The 19,761-nt window shown below is 38.1% G+C and carries 15 protein-coding genes; 6 read left to right on the top strand and 9 right to left on the bottom strand.

The features are described 5' to 3' along the window. Window positions 1–10: 10 nt before the first annotated feature. Entirely contained in the window at window positions 11–1,432 is a 1,422-nt protein-coding gene (locus tag A1704_RS22235; protein ID WP_062676189.1) for a hypothetical protein, read from the top strand. A gap of 24 nt (window positions 1,433–1,456) precedes the next feature. After that, entirely contained in the window at window positions 1,457–1,912 is a 456-nt protein-coding gene (locus A1704_RS22230) for a DUF1801 domain-containing protein (protein WP_062676188.1), read from the top strand. A 235-nt stretch (window positions 1,913–2,147) separates the two neighbouring features. Here A1704_RS22230 and A1704_RS22225 read toward each other — a convergent pair whose 3' ends face one another. Genes A1704_RS22225 through A1704_RS22205 form a run of 5 tightly spaced genes read right to left on the bottom strand, consistent with a single transcriptional unit; the run spans window position 2,148 to window position 11,069 of the window. Further along, window positions 2,148–3,413: a TolC family protein gene (locus A1704_RS22225; protein ID WP_062676187.1), complete on the bottom strand. Its 1,266-nt coding sequence runs from the start codon at window positions 3,411–3,413 to the stop codon at window positions 2,148–2,150. Further along, a complete protein-coding gene (locus tag A1704_RS22220) occupies window positions 3,403–6,498 on the bottom strand; it encodes an efflux RND transporter permease subunit (RefSeq protein WP_062676186.1) in 3,096 nt (1,031 codons plus the stop codon). The genes A1704_RS22225 and A1704_RS22220 overlap by 11 nt, the downstream gene beginning before the upstream one ends. A 15-nt stretch (window positions 6,499–6,513) precedes the next feature. Beyond that, the gene (locus tag A1704_RS22215) at window positions 6,514–7,617 is read right to left on the bottom strand and encodes an efflux RND transporter periplasmic adaptor subunit (RefSeq protein ID WP_062676185.1); all 1,104 of its coding nucleotides are present in this window, start codon (window positions 7,615–7,617) and stop codon (window positions 6,514–6,516) included. A 57-nt stretch (window positions 7,618–7,674) separates the two neighbouring features. Then, window positions 7,675–10,347 (bottom strand): magnesium-translocating P-type ATPase, encoded by a 2,673-nt coding sequence (gene mgtA, locus A1704_RS22210; RefSeq protein ID WP_062676184.1) that lies wholly within the window; start codon window positions 10,345–10,347, stop codon window positions 7,675–7,677. A 23-nt stretch (window positions 10,348–10,370) separates the two neighbouring features. Then, complete coding sequence (locus tag A1704_RS22205) at window positions 10,371–11,069, bottom strand: MgtC/SapB family protein (RefSeq protein WP_062676183.1); 699 nt, start codon at window positions 11,067–11,069, stop codon at window positions 10,371–10,373. Between the two features lie 401 nt (window positions 11,070–11,470). Here A1704_RS22205 and A1704_RS22200 point away from each other — a divergent pair, with 401 nt between their 5' ends. Continuing rightward, entirely contained in the window at window positions 11,471–12,316 is an 846-nt protein-coding gene (locus A1704_RS22200) for an EamA family transporter (protein WP_062676307.1), read from the top strand. 250 nt (window positions 12,317–12,566) lie between these two features. Here A1704_RS22200 and A1704_RS22195 read toward each other — a convergent pair whose 3' ends face one another. Together A1704_RS22195 and A1704_RS22190 are read right to left on the bottom strand one after the other, a co-directional pair. After that, entirely contained in the window at window positions 12,567–13,928 is a 1,362-nt protein-coding gene (locus A1704_RS22195) for an ATP-binding protein (protein ID WP_062676182.1), read from the bottom strand. Between the two features lie 31 nt (window positions 13,929–13,959). Beyond that, window positions 13,960–14,661, bottom strand: a complete 702-nt coding sequence (locus tag A1704_RS22190; protein ID WP_062676305.1) for a response regulator transcription factor — start codon at window positions 14,659–14,661, stop codon at window positions 13,960–13,962. 146 nt (window positions 14,662–14,807) lie between these two features. Here A1704_RS22190 and A1704_RS22185 point away from each other — a divergent pair, with 146 nt between their 5' ends. Together A1704_RS22185 and A1704_RS22180 are read left to right on the top strand one after the other, a co-directional pair. Beyond that, the gene (locus tag A1704_RS22185) at window positions 14,808–15,437 is read left to right on the top strand and encodes a YiiX/YebB-like N1pC/P60 family cysteine hydrolase (RefSeq protein WP_238590673.1); all 630 of its coding nucleotides are present in this window, start codon (window positions 14,808–14,810) and stop codon (window positions 15,435–15,437) included. Between the two features lie 161 nt (window positions 15,438–15,598). After that, a complete protein-coding gene (locus A1704_RS22180) occupies window positions 15,599–15,910 on the top strand; it encodes an NIL domain-containing protein (protein WP_062676181.1) in 312 nt (103 codons plus the stop codon). 218 nt (window positions 15,911–16,128) lie between these two features. Here A1704_RS22180 and murA read toward each other — a convergent pair whose 3' ends face one another. Further along, window positions 16,129–17,436, bottom strand: coding sequence for a UDP-N-acetylglucosamine 1-carboxyvinyltransferase (murA, locus tag A1704_RS22175; RefSeq protein ID WP_047434862.1), 1,308 nt, complete (start codon window positions 17,434–17,436; stop codon window positions 16,129–16,131). Then, a complete protein-coding gene (locus A1704_RS22170) occupies window positions 17,436–18,104 on the bottom strand; it encodes a DUF4290 domain-containing protein (RefSeq protein WP_034695011.1) in 669 nt (222 codons plus the stop codon). Before A1704_RS22170 ends, murA begins: the two co-directional genes overlap by 1 nt. Window positions 18,105–18,291: 187 nt before the next feature. Between A1704_RS22170 and A1704_RS22165 the strand changes: the two genes are divergently transcribed. Continuing rightward, window positions 18,292–19,731, top strand: coding sequence for an alpha-amylase (locus A1704_RS22165; RefSeq protein WP_062676180.1), 1,440 nt, complete (start codon window positions 18,292–18,294; stop codon window positions 19,729–19,731). Window positions 19,732–19,761 lie beyond the last annotated feature (30 nt).

The following is a 19,761-nucleotide window of genomic DNA, read 5'->3' as shown; positions in this document are numbered from 1 at the left end:
AGAAAACGATATGATTAAAAAGATTATTGCTTCGGCATTAATTACCGCTTCTGTGTACTCTTATGCACAGACGAAAGTAACGGAAGGAACAAAATTCACTGTGGATGCCAATCTTGAAACGGATGATAAACTGTTGCTGGCAGATGATTACAATGCTTATATGTTCAGCGCTATCAATATTGACGGTCTGATGAGAAATGTTTTTCCTCATAAGAAATTACTGATGAGAAAACTGGATCAGAACGGAAGTCTTGTGGATACTTATGTGAAAGATTATGCCAACAAAACGAATGGTGTTCTTCACAATTATCTGGGGTCACAACAGATTGATGATGATAGATTTATAGCATTTACGGAAGAGTATTTCGGAAAAGAAAACAGAAAAGAAGTTTTCCAGCATGTTTTCAGCAGAAAGGAAGGTACTTTTACAACAAAGAGTATTGCAAAATACAGTATTGAATCTACCAATAAATCAGGAACTACTTATGTCCTTTTCTCAGAAAACGGGAAATATGCAGCCATCTTCAACGACAGATTTGCCAACAAAAAAACGGAAAATGTAAATGACGTTCTGGTATTGGATCTGAGAACACTTACTCCGGTATGGAACAAAGAAATTATATTAAGCAGTGACTATGTTGAAAAGTCTCTGACATTAACGAACTCAGCGAAAATCGTTGTATTGCGTAAAGCAGCAGGCTGGAAGGAATCTTACAAGCTGGAACTGGTTTCCAATACGGAAGATAAAGACCTTCCATTCGATGATAAATATATTCCTGAAAAATTATATGCATTCAGTAAAAATGATAATGATTACCTGGTAACTTTTGGAAGAAAAAATGCAGCGGTTACTATAGGTTCAAGTACTTTCGGAACGGTAATGTTTTATGATATGAAATCCGGAAAAGCAGTTATCAGCAATACCAATCTGGCAGGAAGTAAAGACATGAGTGATGTGAAAGTCATCAAAACAATTGTAAAAGGAGATGAAACTTTAATGGCTGTTCAGCAGGAGACGGTAACAAGACCGATGCCTACAGCAATGAACCGTTTCCCGGATCCTGTATATTCTCTGGATGCGGGAATGCTGATCAAGTTTAATAAAGAAGGTGAGGTAAAACAATTTGTAGCGGCAGGCACTTCTACAGGAAAAAGAATTCATGTGGTGGAAGCAGGAGACAAACTTTATATTTCCGCTTTCTATCCTAAAGGAGCATTTGGTAATACAGGATTTTCTATGAAAGTTTTTGACTTCGCCAATCTGAAACCTCAGGAAGTAAGCCTTGATTATAAAGGCAGAAACTTCTTCCAGAATTATGGTTTTGCAGATGGAAATATGATTCAGTATGTTCCGAATGTTAACAAAATGATGTTCCTTCAAAAGAGCAGCAAGGAGGTTCAGATGTTCAGTGTTTACAATTTTATAAAATAATCGTATTTTAGAAAAAATTATCACATGCAGATTCAATCGGTTTCTATAGAAGATTATATCTCAAAAATTCCTGAAGAGAGACAGGAAGCTTTTAAAAAACTTTTTGATACGGTGAACGATAACCTTCCGAAAGGTTTTGAAGACGCTGCCAATTATGGGATGATAGGCTGGGTAGTTCCTTTAGCAAAATATCCTGCCGGATATCACTGTGCACCCGGGACCCCGCTGCCTTTTATCAATATTGCTTCCCAGAAGAATTTTATAGCATTGTATCATATGGGACTGTATTCAACGCCGGAACTCCTCGACTGGTTTGTGACAGAATATCCTAAACACTCCAAAAAGAAACTGGATATGGGAAAATCCTGTGTACGTTTCAAAAAAGCAGAAGATATTCCTTTTGAGCTGATCGCTGAACTCAGTAAAAAAATGACAGCAGACGACTGGATTAAAATTTATGAATCGCAGTATAAGAGATAAAAAAAGCCCTGAAATCAAACAGATTTCAGGGCTTTTTTTATGCTGGAAGATGGAAGCTGGAATTAATATTTATGTTTTTAAAATCAATATGAGACAGGAAGTTGGAAGTAACAATTGTTTTTTAAACTGCTGATTGTCATTTCTTGATAAATATTCCAAGTATTAATAAGTTAATTAAATGGCGTGTATTTATTCATCGGTTTCCAGATGTCTCCATCTGCTTCCTTCTTCCAGCTTAAAAATGAATATCCCAGATTCCTGCCTTCCTTTCAAGTTCAATTAAAGCTGCTGCATTATCGGCAAGAGCCTGATAATAATCTTTTCGTACATTATTATAGGTTCTCTGGGCATTCAGAACTTCAAGAATAGAACTTTCGCCTCTTTTGTAGCTATAAATGATTCCTTCCAGAATACTTTTGGCCTCAGAAAGCATTCCGTTATGAAATTGTCTGAGCTGTTTCTGAGTGGCTGTGTATTGCTGAAAAGCCTGCGTTACCTCAGCTTTTATCTCCTGTTCGATCTGTTTATACTCAACTTCTGCCTGCGAATGGGCCATTTCTGCTATTTTCAATCCGGCATTTCTTCTGTTGGAAAATTTTAAAGGAATACTGATACCCATTTTTACAGCATTTACAGTGGGAGAAGGGGCAATTTCATTCGTTGCTTCGGTGTGTCGTTCTGTTCCGGCACTGATGCCCAGATCTATGACACGATTAGCTTTTTCAAGATTGATCTGGCTTTTGGCAACTTCTGTATTTTGCTTGGCTGCCAATAAATCTGCTCTTTCATTCAATGCCTGAAGAATCAGATCGTCAATGCTGAAATCTCTGTTGAAGGTATTAAAATCTCCGGTAACATCTCTGCCAGTTATTTTGCTGTCTCCAAGAAATACAGATAAACCGGTGAGAGCCTGCTGCTCTGCACTTTCGGCCTGATATACTTCATTGAGTAAAGAAGCTGCTTCCAGCTTACTCTGTTTGGAAGTGACCAAGGTTATCGTTCCCAATTGGTACCGAATACTGTCGGATTTTGCCAGTTGCTGCATGTTTTGATAAGAATCCTGCTGTACTTCGAGCAAAGCCTTGGATTTTAAAGCCTCAATATATCCTAAACTGGCATCTGCACGAAGATTTCTGAAAAAATCCTGCAGCTGTATTTTGCTTAGCTCCGACTGGTTTTTGGCCAGATTAACACGAGCTTTTCTTTTTCCTCCCAATTCAATTGTCCAACCAATGGCGGCTCCGTAGACATATCCCATATTCTGCTTCACTCCGTTATTGGTGGTTTCCATTTCCAGTTGAGGGTCAGGAAACATATTAGCGGTTTGAATGGCAGCTTCGGCCATGCTTACATTATATTTCTGAGAGGCATAACCCAGATTCTTATTTCCGACAAGGTTCAGGTATTCTTCAAATGGTAAAAGCTCTTTTTCCTGTGCCTTTATCCCTGTAATGCTCAATAATACTACAGATAATATGATAAACTGAACTCTAATTTTCATCTGATTCTAAATTTTGTTTTTCGTTTCGGCGTTCAGCCATAAAATAAATAGCCGGCAGCACGAATAAGGTTAAAATAGTAGAGAACATCAATCCATATACGATTACTGTTGCCAGTGGACGTTGTACATCAGAACCGATTCCTGTGGCTAATGATGCCGGGAAAAGCCCGATTACAGCAACCGTCGCAGTCATCAGTACAGGTCTGAAACGGTCTTTTGCCCCTTTGATGGCAGCCTGTTTCAGTTCATATCCTTTCTTACGCAGATCGTTGATGTGGGAAATCATAATAACTCCATTCTGGATAGCAACTCCGAAGAGCGCGATAAAGCCTACTGCGGAAGATACATTCAGAGACATTCCGCGGATATTGAGTGCCAGCATTCCACCAAATAATGCCAGTGGAACAATAGACATCAGAACCAAAGCCTGTCTGAAATCTCCAAAGGCACCATATAATAACAGAAACATGATGGCTAATGCCAGTGGAACAATAAATGCCAGTCTGGAATAGGCTCTGTTTTGATTTTCAAACTGTCCGCCCCATTTGATCTGGTATTTTTCATGATCATATTGGATATCTTTTTCAATTTTATCCTGTGCATTTTTCAGGAAAGAAGAAAGATCGGTTCCTCTTAAATTCAGCTTTACCGTAAGATGTCGTTTATTCATTTCTCTGGTAATAGTACTTTCACCTGTACTTAATTTTACTTCTGCCACCTGTGATAAAGGAATTTTTGCTCCGGAAGCTGAGGTTAGCATCAGATTTCCGATTTTATCAGGAGTGTCACGGCTGTCTTCTGTATATCGGCATGAAATATCATATACTTTATTGCCGATAAAGATCTGGGAAATGGCTTTTCCACCTAGTGCAACCTCAATGAGGTCGGCGACATCGGCTACATTCAAACCATATTGGGCAATTTTATCTCTGTTGGCAATAATCTGCAGTTGAGGCAATGGGGGTTCCTGATCGATAGCAAGATCTGCTGAACCCGGAATTTTATTTAAAGTAGACAATACATTTTCAGCAATTCTTCTGGTTTCTTTAAAATCTTCTCCATACACCTTTACTACTAATTCGCTGTGAGCCCCGGAAATTTTATCCATAACTCCGTCAATCATAGGCTGTGAAAAACCTACGGTAAATCCCGGCATATCTTTATAATCAGCTGCCAGTTCTTTGATGAGGTCTGCTTTGGTTTTTCCTTCGGGCCATTCGCTGTAAGGTTTTATCCCGACCGAGACTTCAAAATGGGAAGCTGTCCACGGGTCGGTACCATCATCATTACGTCCCGCCTGAACCATCATATACGTAATTTCAGGATGTTTTAAGGTGCGGGAACGTAAGGTATCACTCATTTCTTTTGATTGGGCTAAAGAAATTCCGGGAGGCAGCTGTACCTGCAGCCATATAGAACCTTCATCCAGTTCGGGAAGGAAATCTTTTCCGACCTGATAGGAGAGAATTCCGGCAGATACTAAGACAATCATAATGGGAATGAGAACTCTTTGAGGAGTCTGCATTATTTTTTCAATGCTTTGTCCATAGGCTGTGCTGAGTTTCTCCAGCCATTTATTGTGATAAATCTTCTGTGGTTTCCGATAAATTACATAAGCTAATCCCGGGATAAGAAGTAATGCTACAGCAAGGGCTCCCAACAGAGCATATCCAACAGTAAAAGCCATGGGGGTAAATAATTTTTTTTCTACTCTTTCAAAAGCAAATAAAGGCAGATAGGCGGTAATGATAATGATGGTTGAAAAGAAAATAGGTTTTGCCACCTCAATCACTCTTTGGGTAATGGTTTTTTCTTCCAGTGTCTCTTCAGAATTTTCTTCCCGTTTCTTCAGAATGGTTTCCAGCATGACGATGGCTCCGTCCACAATGATTCCAAAATCAATAGCTCCCAATGAAAGCAGATTGGCGGGAATATTGGTAAAATGCATTAATATAAAAGCAAATAATAAGGAAAGAGGAATGGTAATAGCGACCAGCAATGCACCCCGCCAGCTTCCAAGAAATATAATCAGCACAATAATTACCAAAACAATTCCTTCGGTAAGCGTATGGGAAACTGTTGTAAGCGTTGTTTTGACAAGGTCTGTTCTGTCCAGAAAAGGATGGATCTTTACACCGGGAGGAAGTGTTTCATTATTCAATTCTTCAATAGCTTTGTGTACTCCTTCCAGCACTTGTGATGGGTTTTGATCTCTCAATAAAAGCACGATTCCTTCCACACTTTCAGAATAATTGCGGTTTCTGTCGGTGTAGCCAAGAATTCCTTTCCTTTCCAGATTCCCGTATTTTAATGTTCCTACATCATTCAGGAAAACTGGAACTCCGTTTTGGGTTTTGACTACAATTTTTCCAAGATCATCTAAATCTTTTACCAAACCTATTCCGCGGATTACATACGCAAGGTTTCCGCGGGGAAGCATACTTCCTCCGGCGCTTACGTTATTTTTGGAGATGGTTTCAGTAACTTCAGAAAGTGACAGTCCGTATTGTTCAAGTTTATGCGGATCCAGCTCAATCTGAAACTGCGTGGTAATTCCTCCGAAATTGGTCACATCGGCAATTCCTGAAACCTGTTTGATACGGGGGATAATTATAAATTTTTGTAAATCCGTAAGTTCCCGCAGACTGTGGTTATTACTTTCGATAATATAACGATAAACTTCGCCAATAGGAGAGGTGAGAGGATCTAATCCGGGCTGTGCACCATAAGGGAGCTCCACATCCGTCAGTCTTTCCTGAATACGCTGCCGTGCCCAGTAATCGTCTATACCATCATCAAAAACCATAGTAATGATGGATAGTCCGAAGGTACTTTTGCTTCGCATTACATGCATTCCCGGAAGTCCGTTCAGAGATCTTTCCAAAGGAATGGTGATTTGCTGTTCTACTTCTTCGGCAGCCAAGCCCGGAACCTGTGTTACCACCTGGGAAGTTACATCGGCGATATCGGGATAGGCTTCTATGGATAGCCTGGTCCAGGAATAATACCCGAAGAATCCCAGTAAAAGGAAAAGGGCAAGCATGAGCCATCTCTTCTGTATCGAGATTGTTAGTAATTTCTTCATAGTTTTTCTTTTACATTATTTCGCATCCAGCATATAAATTCCTCCTTCAGTCATGATGGTTTCTCCGGATTTTAATCCCGATATAATTCTTACTGTTTTCTGATCGGTTTCTCCTGTTGTGACAGCACGTTTTGTATATTGGCTCTTGCCTGTTTTTACCCATACATACTGAGAGTTATCCTGCTGCATTAAAGCGGTTACGGGAATCATTACTGTCTTTTCAGGAGTTGTTGAAAAGTTGACTGTAGCGTACATGCCCGGCTTTAGTTTTCTGTCCGGGTTGTTACATTCAATAAGGACTTTGATGCTTCGGGTATCTTCGTCTACAATTTCATTGATGTGGTATACTTTTCCGGTAATATTCCTGTCTGGATAGGCGCTTACCTTTACAGAAACCTGATCTCCTTTATTCACAAAGCGGATGTCTTTTTCTTTTACATCACCGGAAATCCAGACTTTTGATAATTCTGCGATGATCATTACCGGATCTGCATCTCCTTTCAGATATTGGCCGTTGACAATTTTGTTGGAAATAATTTCTCCGTTAATGGGTGCTCTTACCAAAAGAGGACTTCCTATACCTCCGCCTTTGCTGTTATATACCTTCAACGCAGAAGAAGTATTGGAGAGGGATGTTTTTTTATTTTTAAAATCAGTTTCTGCTTCGTCCAGTTCCTTCTGAATACCCACTCCATGTTTTACAAGATCCTGTTGGCGTCTGTAATTTTTTTCTGCAAGCTGTACATCATTTAACGCATCTGTGTAATCCTTTTGAACCGAAAAATAATCTGAAGAAAGGATTTCAAAAAGAGGGCTTCCTGCCGAAATATTTTGTCCAAGCTGAATAAAAGATTTTGTAATTCTTCCGGAAAAAGGACTGGCAATTTCCGCATAATGATTAGGTATTGCCTGGATTGTTCCCGCTGAAATCACTCCATCACTGTGTTCCTGTTCAGTAACGACCTGTGTTTTAATTTTTTTGAAAACGGGATGGGTTTCCGGAACGGTGACCTGATTATTTTTGATGAGGAGATCCTGATCCTGCGGAGTTTCACTTTTGGAATTTTTACAAGAGGTAACAATTGTCAAAAGTACCATTGTTAAGACTGTTTTTCTCATATAAGTTATTTATAACCATTATTTTATTGATAGATCTGCTAGCAATGAATTTTGTTACTAAAGCCACTGCCCGAATTTTCTGATAAACCATTGTTTCACAAACTGGGTTAAAACACAATATCCTGTAAGAATTCCTATTAAATAAGGGAAGTAGCTCAAAGGTAAAGGCTGCATTTTGAGATACACTGCCATTGGAGTGAAAGGAACCATAATTCCGATCAGCATGATTAAACTTGTTAAAGCAACAACTGGTGTGGCGGCCCAGCTTTGGATAAATGGAATTTTCTTCGTTCTGATAATGTGAACAATCAAGGTTTGAGATAATAAACCTTCCACAAACCAGCCTGTCTGAAACAACCCTTGTTGTTCCGGTGTATTGGCTTTGAAAATAAAAAATAGTACGACAAACGTGACATAATCAAAAATGGAGCTCAAAGGACCTATATACAGCATGAATTTTTTAATGCTTGCAGCTTCCCATTTTTTAGGTTTTTCCAGAAAATCTTTATCCATTGTATCCCATGGGATGGAGGATTGTGATACATCATACAGTAAATTCTGTGTCAGAATCTGTAGCGGAAGCATAGGAAGAAACGGAAGTAGTGCACTGGCTCCAATCATGCTGAACATATTTCCGAAGTTGCTGCTGGCCGTCATTTTGATATACTTGACGATATTCCCGAAAGTTCTTCTTCCATAAATTACTCCGCTTCTAAGCACCATCAGATCTTTTTCCAACAGAATGATATCTGCACTTTCTTTGGCAATGTCTGCTCCGGTATCCACAGAGATTCCCACGTCTGCTTCTTTTATAGCTGCTGCATCATTAATACCGTCACCCATAAAACCAACGGTGTGACCTTTTGATCTTAATATTTTTACAATACGTTTTTTTTGTAACGGGCTTACTTTAGCAAAAACAGAATAGAGATCCATATCCTTGCAAAGTTCATCATCAGTCATATGCTCCAGTTCATCACCCAGCATAATGGTATTGATAGGAATTCCTACATCATGGCATATTTTTTTAGCAACAATATCATTATCTCCGGTTACTACTTTCACTTCTACACCAAGCTTGTGTAAAGCTTTGATACTTGGTTCTGCTGATGGTTTTGCAGGATCAAGAAATCCCATAAATCCTGTAAGGGTAAGTTTATTTTCGTCGGCAACGGAATAATTCAATGGATGATCACCGTCAAATTCCCGGATGGCAATTAGCAATACACGAAGTCCTTCAGCATTGAGCTTTTCAGACATTCTGATAATCTGTTGTTTCATAAGATCATCCAACGGAACACTATTGTCATTCTCAACATGCAGGCTGCGATCATCTCCAGGGTCTAAGGCATATTGACATAAAGGAAGCATTTCTTCCACTGCCCCTTTGCAGATCATAAGATGCTTTCCTTTTGATGTATTCAGGATGACAGACATTCTTCTTCTTTCAAAGTCAAAAGGAATTTCATCCACTTTTTGATACAATTCATCTGCCCTCATCATATTGTGAACTTCAGCATGATCGAGAACAGCCTGATCCAACAGATTTTTGAGGCCGGTTTGATGAAAACTGTTAAGGTAGCCCCATTTTAATACTTCATCATCTTCAATACCACGAACGTTGAGGTGGGTTTCCAATACAATTTTATCCAGCGTAAGTGTTCCTGTTTTATCGGTACACAGAATATCCATAGCTCCGATATTCTGGATGGCATTGAGTCTTTTAACAATTACTTTCTTTTTACTCATATTGACTGCACCTTTGGCAAGATTGGCCGTGACAATCATAGGAAGCATTTCAGGAGTCAATCCCACAGCTACGGCAATGGCGAACAATAAAGCCTGCATCCAGTCCCCTTTTACCAATCCGTTGATCAGAAAAATAACAGGAGTCATGATCAGCATAAATCTGATCAGCAGATAGCTCACTTTATTAACTCCGATATCAAATGCAGTCTCAGGTCTTTTAGAAGCCAGACTTCTGCTGATGCTTCCGAAATAGGTGAAAATACCGGTATTGGCTACAACAACCGTTGCTGATCCGCTTACCACATTGGTTCCCATAAAACAGATATTCTGAAGGCTGAGAGGATTACGGTATTGGGCATCTTTGATAGGAAGTGCATTTTTTTCAACCGGAAGAGCTTCTCCTGTAAGAATGGATTCGCTGATGAAAAGATCTTTGCTTTTAAGAATTCTGCAGTCGGCCGGAACCATATCACCTGCGGACAGAACAATAATATCTCCGGGAACAATTTCAGTGATTTCTATTTCTTCGCTCTCATTAAATTTTCTTTTGGTAAGACAGCTTGTTTTTACCATCTTTTTTAATGCTTCTGCCGCTTTGTTGCTTCGGAATTCCTGAATGAATCTTAAAACAGTACTGAAGAGCAGCATCACCGAAATAATAATACTTGTACTGAAATCTTTTTCTCCTGCAGGGACAAGAATAGCATCAATAAATAATGAGATGATGGCAATGCAGGCCAGAATATAATTAAATGGATTAAAGAAAGAATGAGCAAATTGTCTTACCCATGAGGGCGCTTTTTGGGTAGCAATTTCATTCTTACCATAAATTTTCAGACGGTCTTTTACGGTGTTTTCACTGAGTCCTTCTTCTGAGGTTTCCAGCAGGGCATACACCATTTTTTCATTCTCGGCTGCAGCTTCTTTCAATTTTACAAGAGCCGCGGAATTGAGATTTTTGTTTGAAGATTTTTTTAACATCGCTTCAAAGGTTGTTTTTAATGTTACAAATCGTTTTCGGTACCTATAATTTCCCAGCTTACTTTGATGACTTTGTCTTCAATCGTTAATCTGCTGGCTGTTTTTTCCATGAAACTGTCCTGCGGAGTAGAAGCATGAACTTCCGCTGTAATGATGGCGTTTTCAGGCAGCCCATTATCATCGCTGGTAAGAGATTTCAGCAATACTTTATCATTTCCGCTCAGAGACTGCATCAGTTGCACGCGGATGTGATTTTCTACTTCACTTTTGCATTTGATGCTGAGAAGGTATTCTGTATAATGGTTTCTGCTGTTGATATTGTTGCCCAGTTTTACGCCTAAAGGACGAAGGGTGATATGAGTGAGGATAATAAATCCACTGGTAATGGCTGCTTCCACGGGAAATCCCATAGCACTGAGAGCACCTACAGAGGCCGAACACCAGATGGTGGCTGCTGTATTGAGCCCCCTCACGGTAAGACCATCTTTCATGATAACGCCTCCACCTAAAAAACCAATCCCGCTTACAATATAAGAAGCTATTCTACCTGTAGCATCGCCTCCGATTCTGATGGAAAGAAGTACGAATGCTGCGGAGCCAAGGCATACCAATGTATTGGTGCGGAGACCAGCACTTTTCTGGCGCCATTGTCTTTCAAAACCAATGCTGGCACCCAGAGCAAATGCGGTAAGGAGACGAAGAGTAAATTCTAATGTAGTCATAACTTTTCCTTTTGTTATAAAGCTTTTCAGCTGTACGGGAAAAGTGAGTACAACTAAAGCTTTTAAGATTGATAATTACTGTAAGGATCTGAGTCCATATGCTTTATTTTTTACTGTGCAAAAGTAGAACGGTCTCTTTTTTTTTACCGTTAGAGAAGCTTTAGAATGTTATTAGAAAATCATTAGAGAAAGTTACTTCCTGTTTTTCTTAATGATCCTGCAGGAAATATTTATTATATCTTGTTAATATATGTAAACTGTACCCATGGTAAGAGATAAAATTTCAATACATTTGGAAGCTGATTTTTGTAGGTCGAATTTTACAATTTGTCATATGAAATAAAAGCTTGTTTAATCCCGGAGACTTCCTTCCAATACCTTTTGAATTATATATTTTAGAAATGAAAAAATCAAACTTAGCAATACCAGCTACGCTTTTAGCGATTATCTGTGTGCAGGGAGGAGCTTCCATTGCAAAGCAGCTTTTTCCCGCTATCGGAGCTATTGGTACGGTTACTTTAAGAATTGTACTTTCTGCGGTTTTGCTTACGTTGATTAACCGTCCTAAATTTTTACAATTTGACCGTCAGAAATGGAAATACTGTGCAATCTATGGAGTTGGACTGGCTGCAATGAATCTTATTTTCTATATGGCTATTCAAAGAATTCCGCTGGGATTGGCGGTGACTGTAGAGTTTGCAGGTCCTTTATTTCTTGCATTGGCATTGTCCCGAAAACTGCTGGATGTTATCTGGGCGTTACTGGCATGTGTAGGAATTCTGCTGATTGTTCCTTGGAAAAGTGATCATGTAGATTTATTAGGACTTGGACTTGCCTTTCTCGCAGGAGTCTTCTGGGCGCTTTATATTATCATGGGTGGAAAAGTTTCCAAAATAATGGATGGAAAAGATGCGGTTACTACAGGGATGATCTTTGCAAGTCTTGTGATTATTCCATTCACGATATGGGATGGTGCTGTTTTTAATATTACTGCGACGATTTTTATGAAAGGGCTTGGTGTGGCTATTCTTTCGAGTGCTTTACCTTTTTCACTGGAAATGATGGCCTTGAAAAAACTTCCTGCAAAAACTTTCAGTATTCTGATGAGCCTGGAACCTGCATTTGCAGCGCTTTCCGGATTGGTTTTTCTTGCTGAAGAATTATCTTTTTTACAGTGGATTTCTATTGCCTGCGTGATTACAGCGAGTATTGGAACAACTATTTTTAGCAGAGTTTCTAACCATTAAGAAGATTTTTACAATATGATAAGAATGCATTGGAAAATACAATTAATCTTACTTCTTATATCCCTGTTTTTTGTTGGGTTAGGTATGGAAAGTATTGTAGATGAAAAAAAATCAGGATATCTTTTGCTCAGACAATTGTTTCACATGATCCCTTTTATGACCAGCAGTGTGATTTTTATCAGAAATATTTATTACCAACGTAAAAAAAAGAATAAAAAAGTTGATTCTGAAGTTTAATTTCTTCGGTTGTCTATACAATATCAAATATCACTGCAAAAATAGTTTCGTTACCTTCTGATAGCACCGTAATTTTTGCATTATGGAGCAGAATAATTTTCTGGGTGAGAAATAATCCTATTCCATGGCCCTTTTCCTGTCTGGACGTTTCGCTTCTGTAAAAAGGTTCAAAAATATGTTGTAAATCTTCTTTGTTAATGCTATTGCCGGTATTGGTAAAACGCATTGTAAGAATTTTTGAATTGGTATTTACATCAATCAGGCAAGTGTGTTCCGGTGAATATTTGCAGGCATTGTCAATAAGATTGTTGAAGGCAACCTGAAGAAGATATTCATTTCCCTGAATGATAAGCTGATGCTCTTCCACGGAATCTTCTATGTTTAAAGAAACTTTATATCCTGAATTTTCTTTGGTGATTTTGGTATAAGATTCCAGAAGAACTTCATCAAGACGTACCTCCGAAAAACTGATCTCATTGGGATCATAGCTTGCTTTGGCAAGATCCATTAAACTATTCGACAATTTTACCATATTTCGGGCATCATCCAGTGCATATTGGATGGTTTCCCGATATTCTTCTTTGGTTTTATCCTTTTCTGAAGCCAGTTCCAACTCAGTAATAATGGCGGATAAGGGAGTTCTCAGTTCATGTGAAATATTGGAGACAAAATGTTTTTGTGAATCAAAAGAATTTTCAAGCCGTTCCAGCATTCCGTTGAAATTTTGAGCAAGCTCATTAAGTTCGTCTTTTTCCTTAGTAGTTTTCAGACGCAATTGAAGTTTTCCGGCTGTAATTTTTTTAATCTGAATAACCATTTCACTGAGCGGACTTAATGCTTTTTTGGAAAGAAATATTCCTGCCAGATAAATTAATATGAGAATACTGAAGAATGAAATAATACTGATGGTAAGAAGATGTGTCAGATAATCATATCCGTATTGATCATAGGCTGCTGCAGTTACTGCATATGTTTTTCCTTCATAATGATAGGTCATCCCGATCACCTGCAAATCATTTAAAAAGAAATTGATTTTCTTCTTTTGAAATATCTGAGCTAGCATTTCCGGAGTTTCCTTTACATAATCTACTTTGGCATCATCATGATAGATCAATTGCTTATTGGAATTATAAATGGCAACCTGAACTTCATTCAATGTTCTGGTATTGTTTTTATAAAGCTTATGCATTTCCTGTTCCGGAAGGGAGCTTCGGAAAAATAAATCAGCCTTGGCAATCGCCTCGTTCTGAAGTTCGCTGTAAAAAGATTTTTCTCTGGCTTCTTTTGATGAATAATAGATCGAAATACTGTAAATACTTAAAAGCATTGCAGTGATTAAGGTAAAAAGCAGGGTAAGTCTGGTTCTTATTTTCATCCCGATATTTTTAGTTTATCTTATTGATTTACTATACAGTACCTGATTCGTAGTCTTTTTTCAGAATAAATCCCATGCCGGCTTTGGTGTGGATCAGTTTGGTTTCAAAATCTTTATCTATTTTCTTTCTGAGATAATTGATATAAACATCAATAAAGTTAGTTCCCGTATCAAAATGGGTTTCCCATACTTTTTCTGCAATTTCAGATCTGGAAAGAACCCTTTCGGAATTTTCCATCATGAATTTTAAAAGATTAAATTCTTTTGGGGTTAATTTGATAGGCATTTGATCACGGTTTACAGTTTTCTGTTCCAGGTTCATTTCTATGCCTTCGTATTTAAGAACAAAAACTTTTTGATGTAACTGTTGTGAAAAACGTTTCAGAAGTACTTTTATCCTTGCTACCAGTTCCCGCATTTCAAAAGGCTTGGTGAGATAATCATCTGCACCGGCATCAAATCCTTCCAGCTTGTCATCAGTAGTTCCCAGTGCAGTAAGCATAATTACAGGAAGATTGGGTTTTAAAGTTTTGATCTCATGGCAAAATTCAAGACCATCTTTTTTGGGAAGAATAATATCGGTCACTACCAGATCAAAATTTGTCTGTAAAGCCAGTTTCAGGCCTGTGACTCCGTCATATGCTACAGTGACCTCAAATTCAGCTTCCTGAAATCCTTTTGCAATCAGTTTTGAAAGCCTGTCATCGTCTTCAACTAATAAAATATGGGGCATAAGATTGTTGGAATGTTTGGGTTGGTGTGAGGAATAGATCAATATTCCCACAAATGTAATGAATTCTATTTTGTAATTTTGGTACCGAAAAGTATAATAAAATGTCTGAATGTAAAACATTTTTTAATAGAAGAATCAAAGGCATTATGTTGACTGGGCTCTTGTACTGTTTAATCGTTTTGGTGATCCAGTGTAATCACTCTTATGCAGGTAATGTACAGCTTAAAAATGGAGATCTTCTTTTTGTAACCGCAAAAGAATCGGGACTTTCCGGAGCGATCAATAATGTAACTCAAAAAGAAAAAGCGGCTTCATTTGATCATATAGGAATTTTGGAAAAAGAAGACAACCGGATGTTTGTTCTGCACGCTGCTCCCAAAGGCGGTTCTCAGAGACAGGATTTGAAAGATTTCATTAAAGATCAGAAAGAAGAAGGGCAGGAGGTTATTGTTTACCGTTTGAAACCGGAATATCAGAAAGCAATTCCTGAAGCAGTTAAAAAAGCAATTTCCATGTTGGGAAAGCCTTACAACTTCAATTATATTCTGGATGAACAATCCTATTACTGTTCGGACTTTGTAGAAAGAGCTTTTCGGACAGAAAATATTTTCAAACTGGAACCGATGACGTTTATTGATCCCAAAACAGGAAAAACGAATACATTCTGGGAAGAATTTTACACTAAGAAAAATCTCAAAGTCCCTGAAGGAGAGCCCGGTTGTAATCCTAATGGGCTGGCTGGTTCCGACAAATTGGAAAGAGTAGGGAATTTTTAAAATATAGAAAGAAGCTGAACGGGCTTCTTTTTTTTATGTTAAATTTTAAAAAATATTAGTCTACTAATTTGGTGGACTAATATTTTTTTATATTTTTGTCACAGATTTAAAAACAAAAGTGTCATATGATCTGACAATGTTTAACCCAAAAATGTTTAGCAATGATTACACCTAATCCCGGCCTGCAGGTTTTACAAAATAAAATTAACCTGCCTAAAAAAGAATTGTTACTGGAAATAGAGTTGAATGGCAAAATGAAATTTGAACATTTGATGAATACGATCTATAATCAATTCGGCATCTGTCATAGAGTGTTATCTGCTAATGTAGAGTACGTGAACGGATACAGTTTCGGTTCGGTACAGTTATATATTAATGTCAATTCAGAAGATTTTCAGCAGCTTGAAGTCTATCTGAATAAAAATAAACTTATCAATACGACGGTAGAATATACCTGCAGAACCTATTTTTAAGTGAGATTCATATAGTTTTAATTACCAAAGTGTCCGGTGTTTTTACCGGGCACTTTTTATTTTTGCACTAAAACAGATAAAAAAGATCAATCGTTAATCTGGATAAAATTCCCTCCTCGGAGGGGTGGTAAAAATTCAAAGAATTTTTGACGGGGTGGTAAAACAAAAAAAACGCTCAGAATATTCTGAACGCTTTCCTATTATTAAATAAAATAATTTTAAATTCTTTCGATGTCAGCACCAATAGCTCTCAGTCTTCCATCAATATTTTCATATCCTCTGTCAATCTGCTCGATATTGTGGATAATAGATTTTCCTTCAGCAGAAAGAGCCGCAATAAGAAGGGCGTTTCCAGCCCTGATATCCGGGGAAACCATCGTTGTTCCTCTTAACGGAGCTTCCTGGTTTAATCCGATCACTGTAGCTCTGTGCGGATCACATAAAATGATCTGAGCACCCATATCGATTAATTTATCCACAAAGAATAATCTGGACTCAAACATTTTCTGATGAACCAGAATACTTCCTTTTGCCTGAGTAGCTACCACTAGAATAATAGATAATAAATCCGGTGTAAATCCTGGCCAAGGCGCATCTGAAATCGTAAGGATAGAACCGTCAATAAATTTCTGAATTTTATAATGTTCCTGAGCAGGAATGTAGATATCATCACCACTTTGCTCAAGCTCAATTCCTAATTTTCTGAAGGTATTCGGGATCACACCAAGCTGGTTCCAGTTTACATTTTTGATGGTGATTTCAGATTTTGTCATAGCGGCAAGACCAATCCATGAACCGATCTCTACCATATCCGGAAGCATCGTATGCTCAGTACCTCTCAGATATTCAACCCCTTCAATCGTAAGAAGGTTGGATCCGATTCCTGAGATATTGGCACCCATTCTGTTCAGCATTTTGCATAATTGCTGAAGATAAGGCTCGCAGGCTGCGTTGTAGATTCTTGTTTTTCCTTTTGCAAGAGCTGCTGCCATTACAATATTAGCCGTTCCGGTAACAGAAGCTTCTTCCAGCAGGATGAATTTTCCTCTTAGTTCCTTAGCTTTTAAAGAATAGAAATATTCCTCCTCATCATAATTGAATTCAGCACCTAATTCAACAAGTCCCTGAAAGTGAGTGTCCAATCTTCTTCTTCCGATTTTGTCACCACCCGGAGTCGGCATATAAGCTTCTCCGTAACGGGCAAGCATTGGTCCCATCAGCATAATGGATCCACGTAATTTTGCTCCGTCCTTTTTGAACTCATTAGATTTAATATAATCAAAATTAACCTGATCAGCTTTGAAAGTATAATCTCCCTGTCCGTTTTTAGTAATTTTTACTCCAAAATCCCCAAGAATTTCAATCAGCCTGTTTACATCATGGATATCCGGAATATTTTTGATTCTTACTTCCTCATCTGTCAGAAGAACCGCACATAAAATTTGTAGAGCCTCATTTTTGGCTCCTTGTGGAGTTATTTCACCCTGCAGTCTTTTTCCTCCTCTTATTTGAAATGTTCCACTCATTATTTTCTGTTTTTATGATTGTTATTATGCCTTCTCTTGTTAGGCTGGTTATTATTGTTTTTATTATTGTTGTTATTCCTGTTGTTATTGTTGTTATTTCGGTTGTTGTTATTGCTGGTGTAATAGATCTTACTCTTTTCAAGAGAATCTATTCCGGTAAGATCCAACCTGTTTTCGGAAAGTTCTTTCAGGTGGCGGAAAATCACATCATCCGTCACATGTTCTTTATTATAGACATTATAAGACTTCTTCATATTGTTGGCAATCACCTCGATTAGGGCTTCTTTTTCATCACCCGTTTCCAGTTCAATTGCTTTTTCTATCAATTGAAGAATACTTTTTCCGTAGAACTTAAAGTCACCTTGAAGTTTTGGATATTCCATTCTTTTAGGTTTTTCTGCCAGCTCTTCCATTGTGGGGAAGGGATAAGGAGAATCTACATCCAGATCATGATTAGCAAGAATATAAAGATGGTCCCAAAGTTTATGTTTATAATTTTCCTCGTCGCGAAGTTGTGGGTTTCTCTGACCCATAAAATCGATGATTGCCATAGCCATTTCGTTCCTTTCCTCTTTGGTAGGAAGTTCTTTGCAGCGCTCAACCAACTGTTGTATAATTCTGCCATATTCCGGCATATGAAGCTGAGTTTTTTGGGTATTGTATTCCATAGTATGCAAATATATGGATTAAAAGAAAAATTGTCTCGGGATTCTGAAAAATTTATGATTTTTTAATGAAAAAATTGAATGCCTTTCTTATTGATTTATTGTGGGAAATGAAAATATTTCCCATTTATTTGAATTTGTTTTTAATAAAATTGTATCTTGTTTAATAGATTGATAATTAATTAAAGCGATGAAAAAAACAAACTTTTTCCTTTCACTGCTGGCTTTAGCATTAGTAAACTCATGTAGAACCAGTGATGAATTGACAACTGAACCTTCCAAGCAGGAAGAGGTTCACAACAAAATAGTGAATGTAACCCATCATGATGGCCGGCCTTTCAGTACAGGAAGCGGCTCAGGTTCTGCACAAAGTAAATTTACAGCCGGGCCGGGTGGTGGAGTTTTGATGCAAGGTTTTTACTGGGATGTTCCGGAAGGGGGTAACTGGTGGAATACCGTTAAAGACAAATTAACCGCATGGTCTACTGCCGGAATTGGAGCTGTATGGCTACCACCTGCATCAAAAGCTCAGAATGGGGCTTATTCTATGGGATATGATCCTACCGATTATTATGATTTTGGAGATTTTAATCAAAATGGAAGTACAGAAACCCGTTTCGGATCCAGAGCTGAACTGGAAGCATTGATTACCAAAGCGCATGCTGAAAACATGCAGGTGTATGCAGACATTGTAATCAATCACAACAGTGGCGGGCAGTCTGAAGCCAATCCTTTTACAGGAACCAATACCTGGACTAATTTTTCTGGTGTGGCTTCCGGAAAATTCCAGAGAAACTACAATGACTTTTATAAAAACTCTTACGGGAATAATGATGAAGGGGCTTTTGGTGGCTTTCCGGATTTATGTCATGCTAATCCTCATGTGCAGGACTGGCTTTGGGGGAGAGATGATTCCGTAGCAAAATATTATAAAAATGTGATGAAATTTGATGGCTGGAGGTTTGATTATGTTAAAGGATTCGGGCCATGGGTTGTTAATACCTGGAATTCTAACGTAGGTGGATTTTCTGTCGGGGAATTATGGGATTCAAATGTCAACACATTGGAATGGTGGGCCAATAATGCCAACAGTTCCGTATTTGATTTTGCAGCTTATTATAAAATGGATGAAGCCTTTGATAATGGTAATTTAAATGCTTTGAATGATGATATGATGTGGAAAAGAAATCCATACAAAGCAGTCACTTTTGTGGCCAATCATGATACAGATATTATTTACAATAAAATGCCCGCCTATGCCTATATCCTAACCCATGAAGGTTATCCGACCATTTTTTACAGAGATTATGAAGAATGGTTAAACAAAGAAAGACTGAATAATCTGATCTGGATTCATAATAATAAAGCTACCGGAACAACTTCCATTCTGTATACTGATAACGATGAATATATTGCAAGACGTAACGGCTATAATGGTAATCCAGGGCTTGTTGTTTATATCAATACTTCTTCAAACTGGCAGGAAAGATGGATAGAAACGAATTGGAGCAGTCAGCAAATCAAAGATTTCACAGGAAATTCAAGTTGGTATCCAACAACTCAGGGTGATAAATGGGTGAAAATCCAATGCCCTCCGAATTCTTATTCTGTGTGGTCGCTTAATTTATAAGTAATGAGCAATGGGTAATTATTGATAATT

It is taken from the genome of Chryseobacterium cucumeris, from assembly GCF_001593385.1.
Lineage (GTDB): Bacteria > Bacteroidota > Bacteroidia > Flavobacteriales > Weeksellaceae > Chryseobacterium > Chryseobacterium cucumeris.
This window is presented reverse-complemented; position numbering and strand designations above follow the sequence as displayed.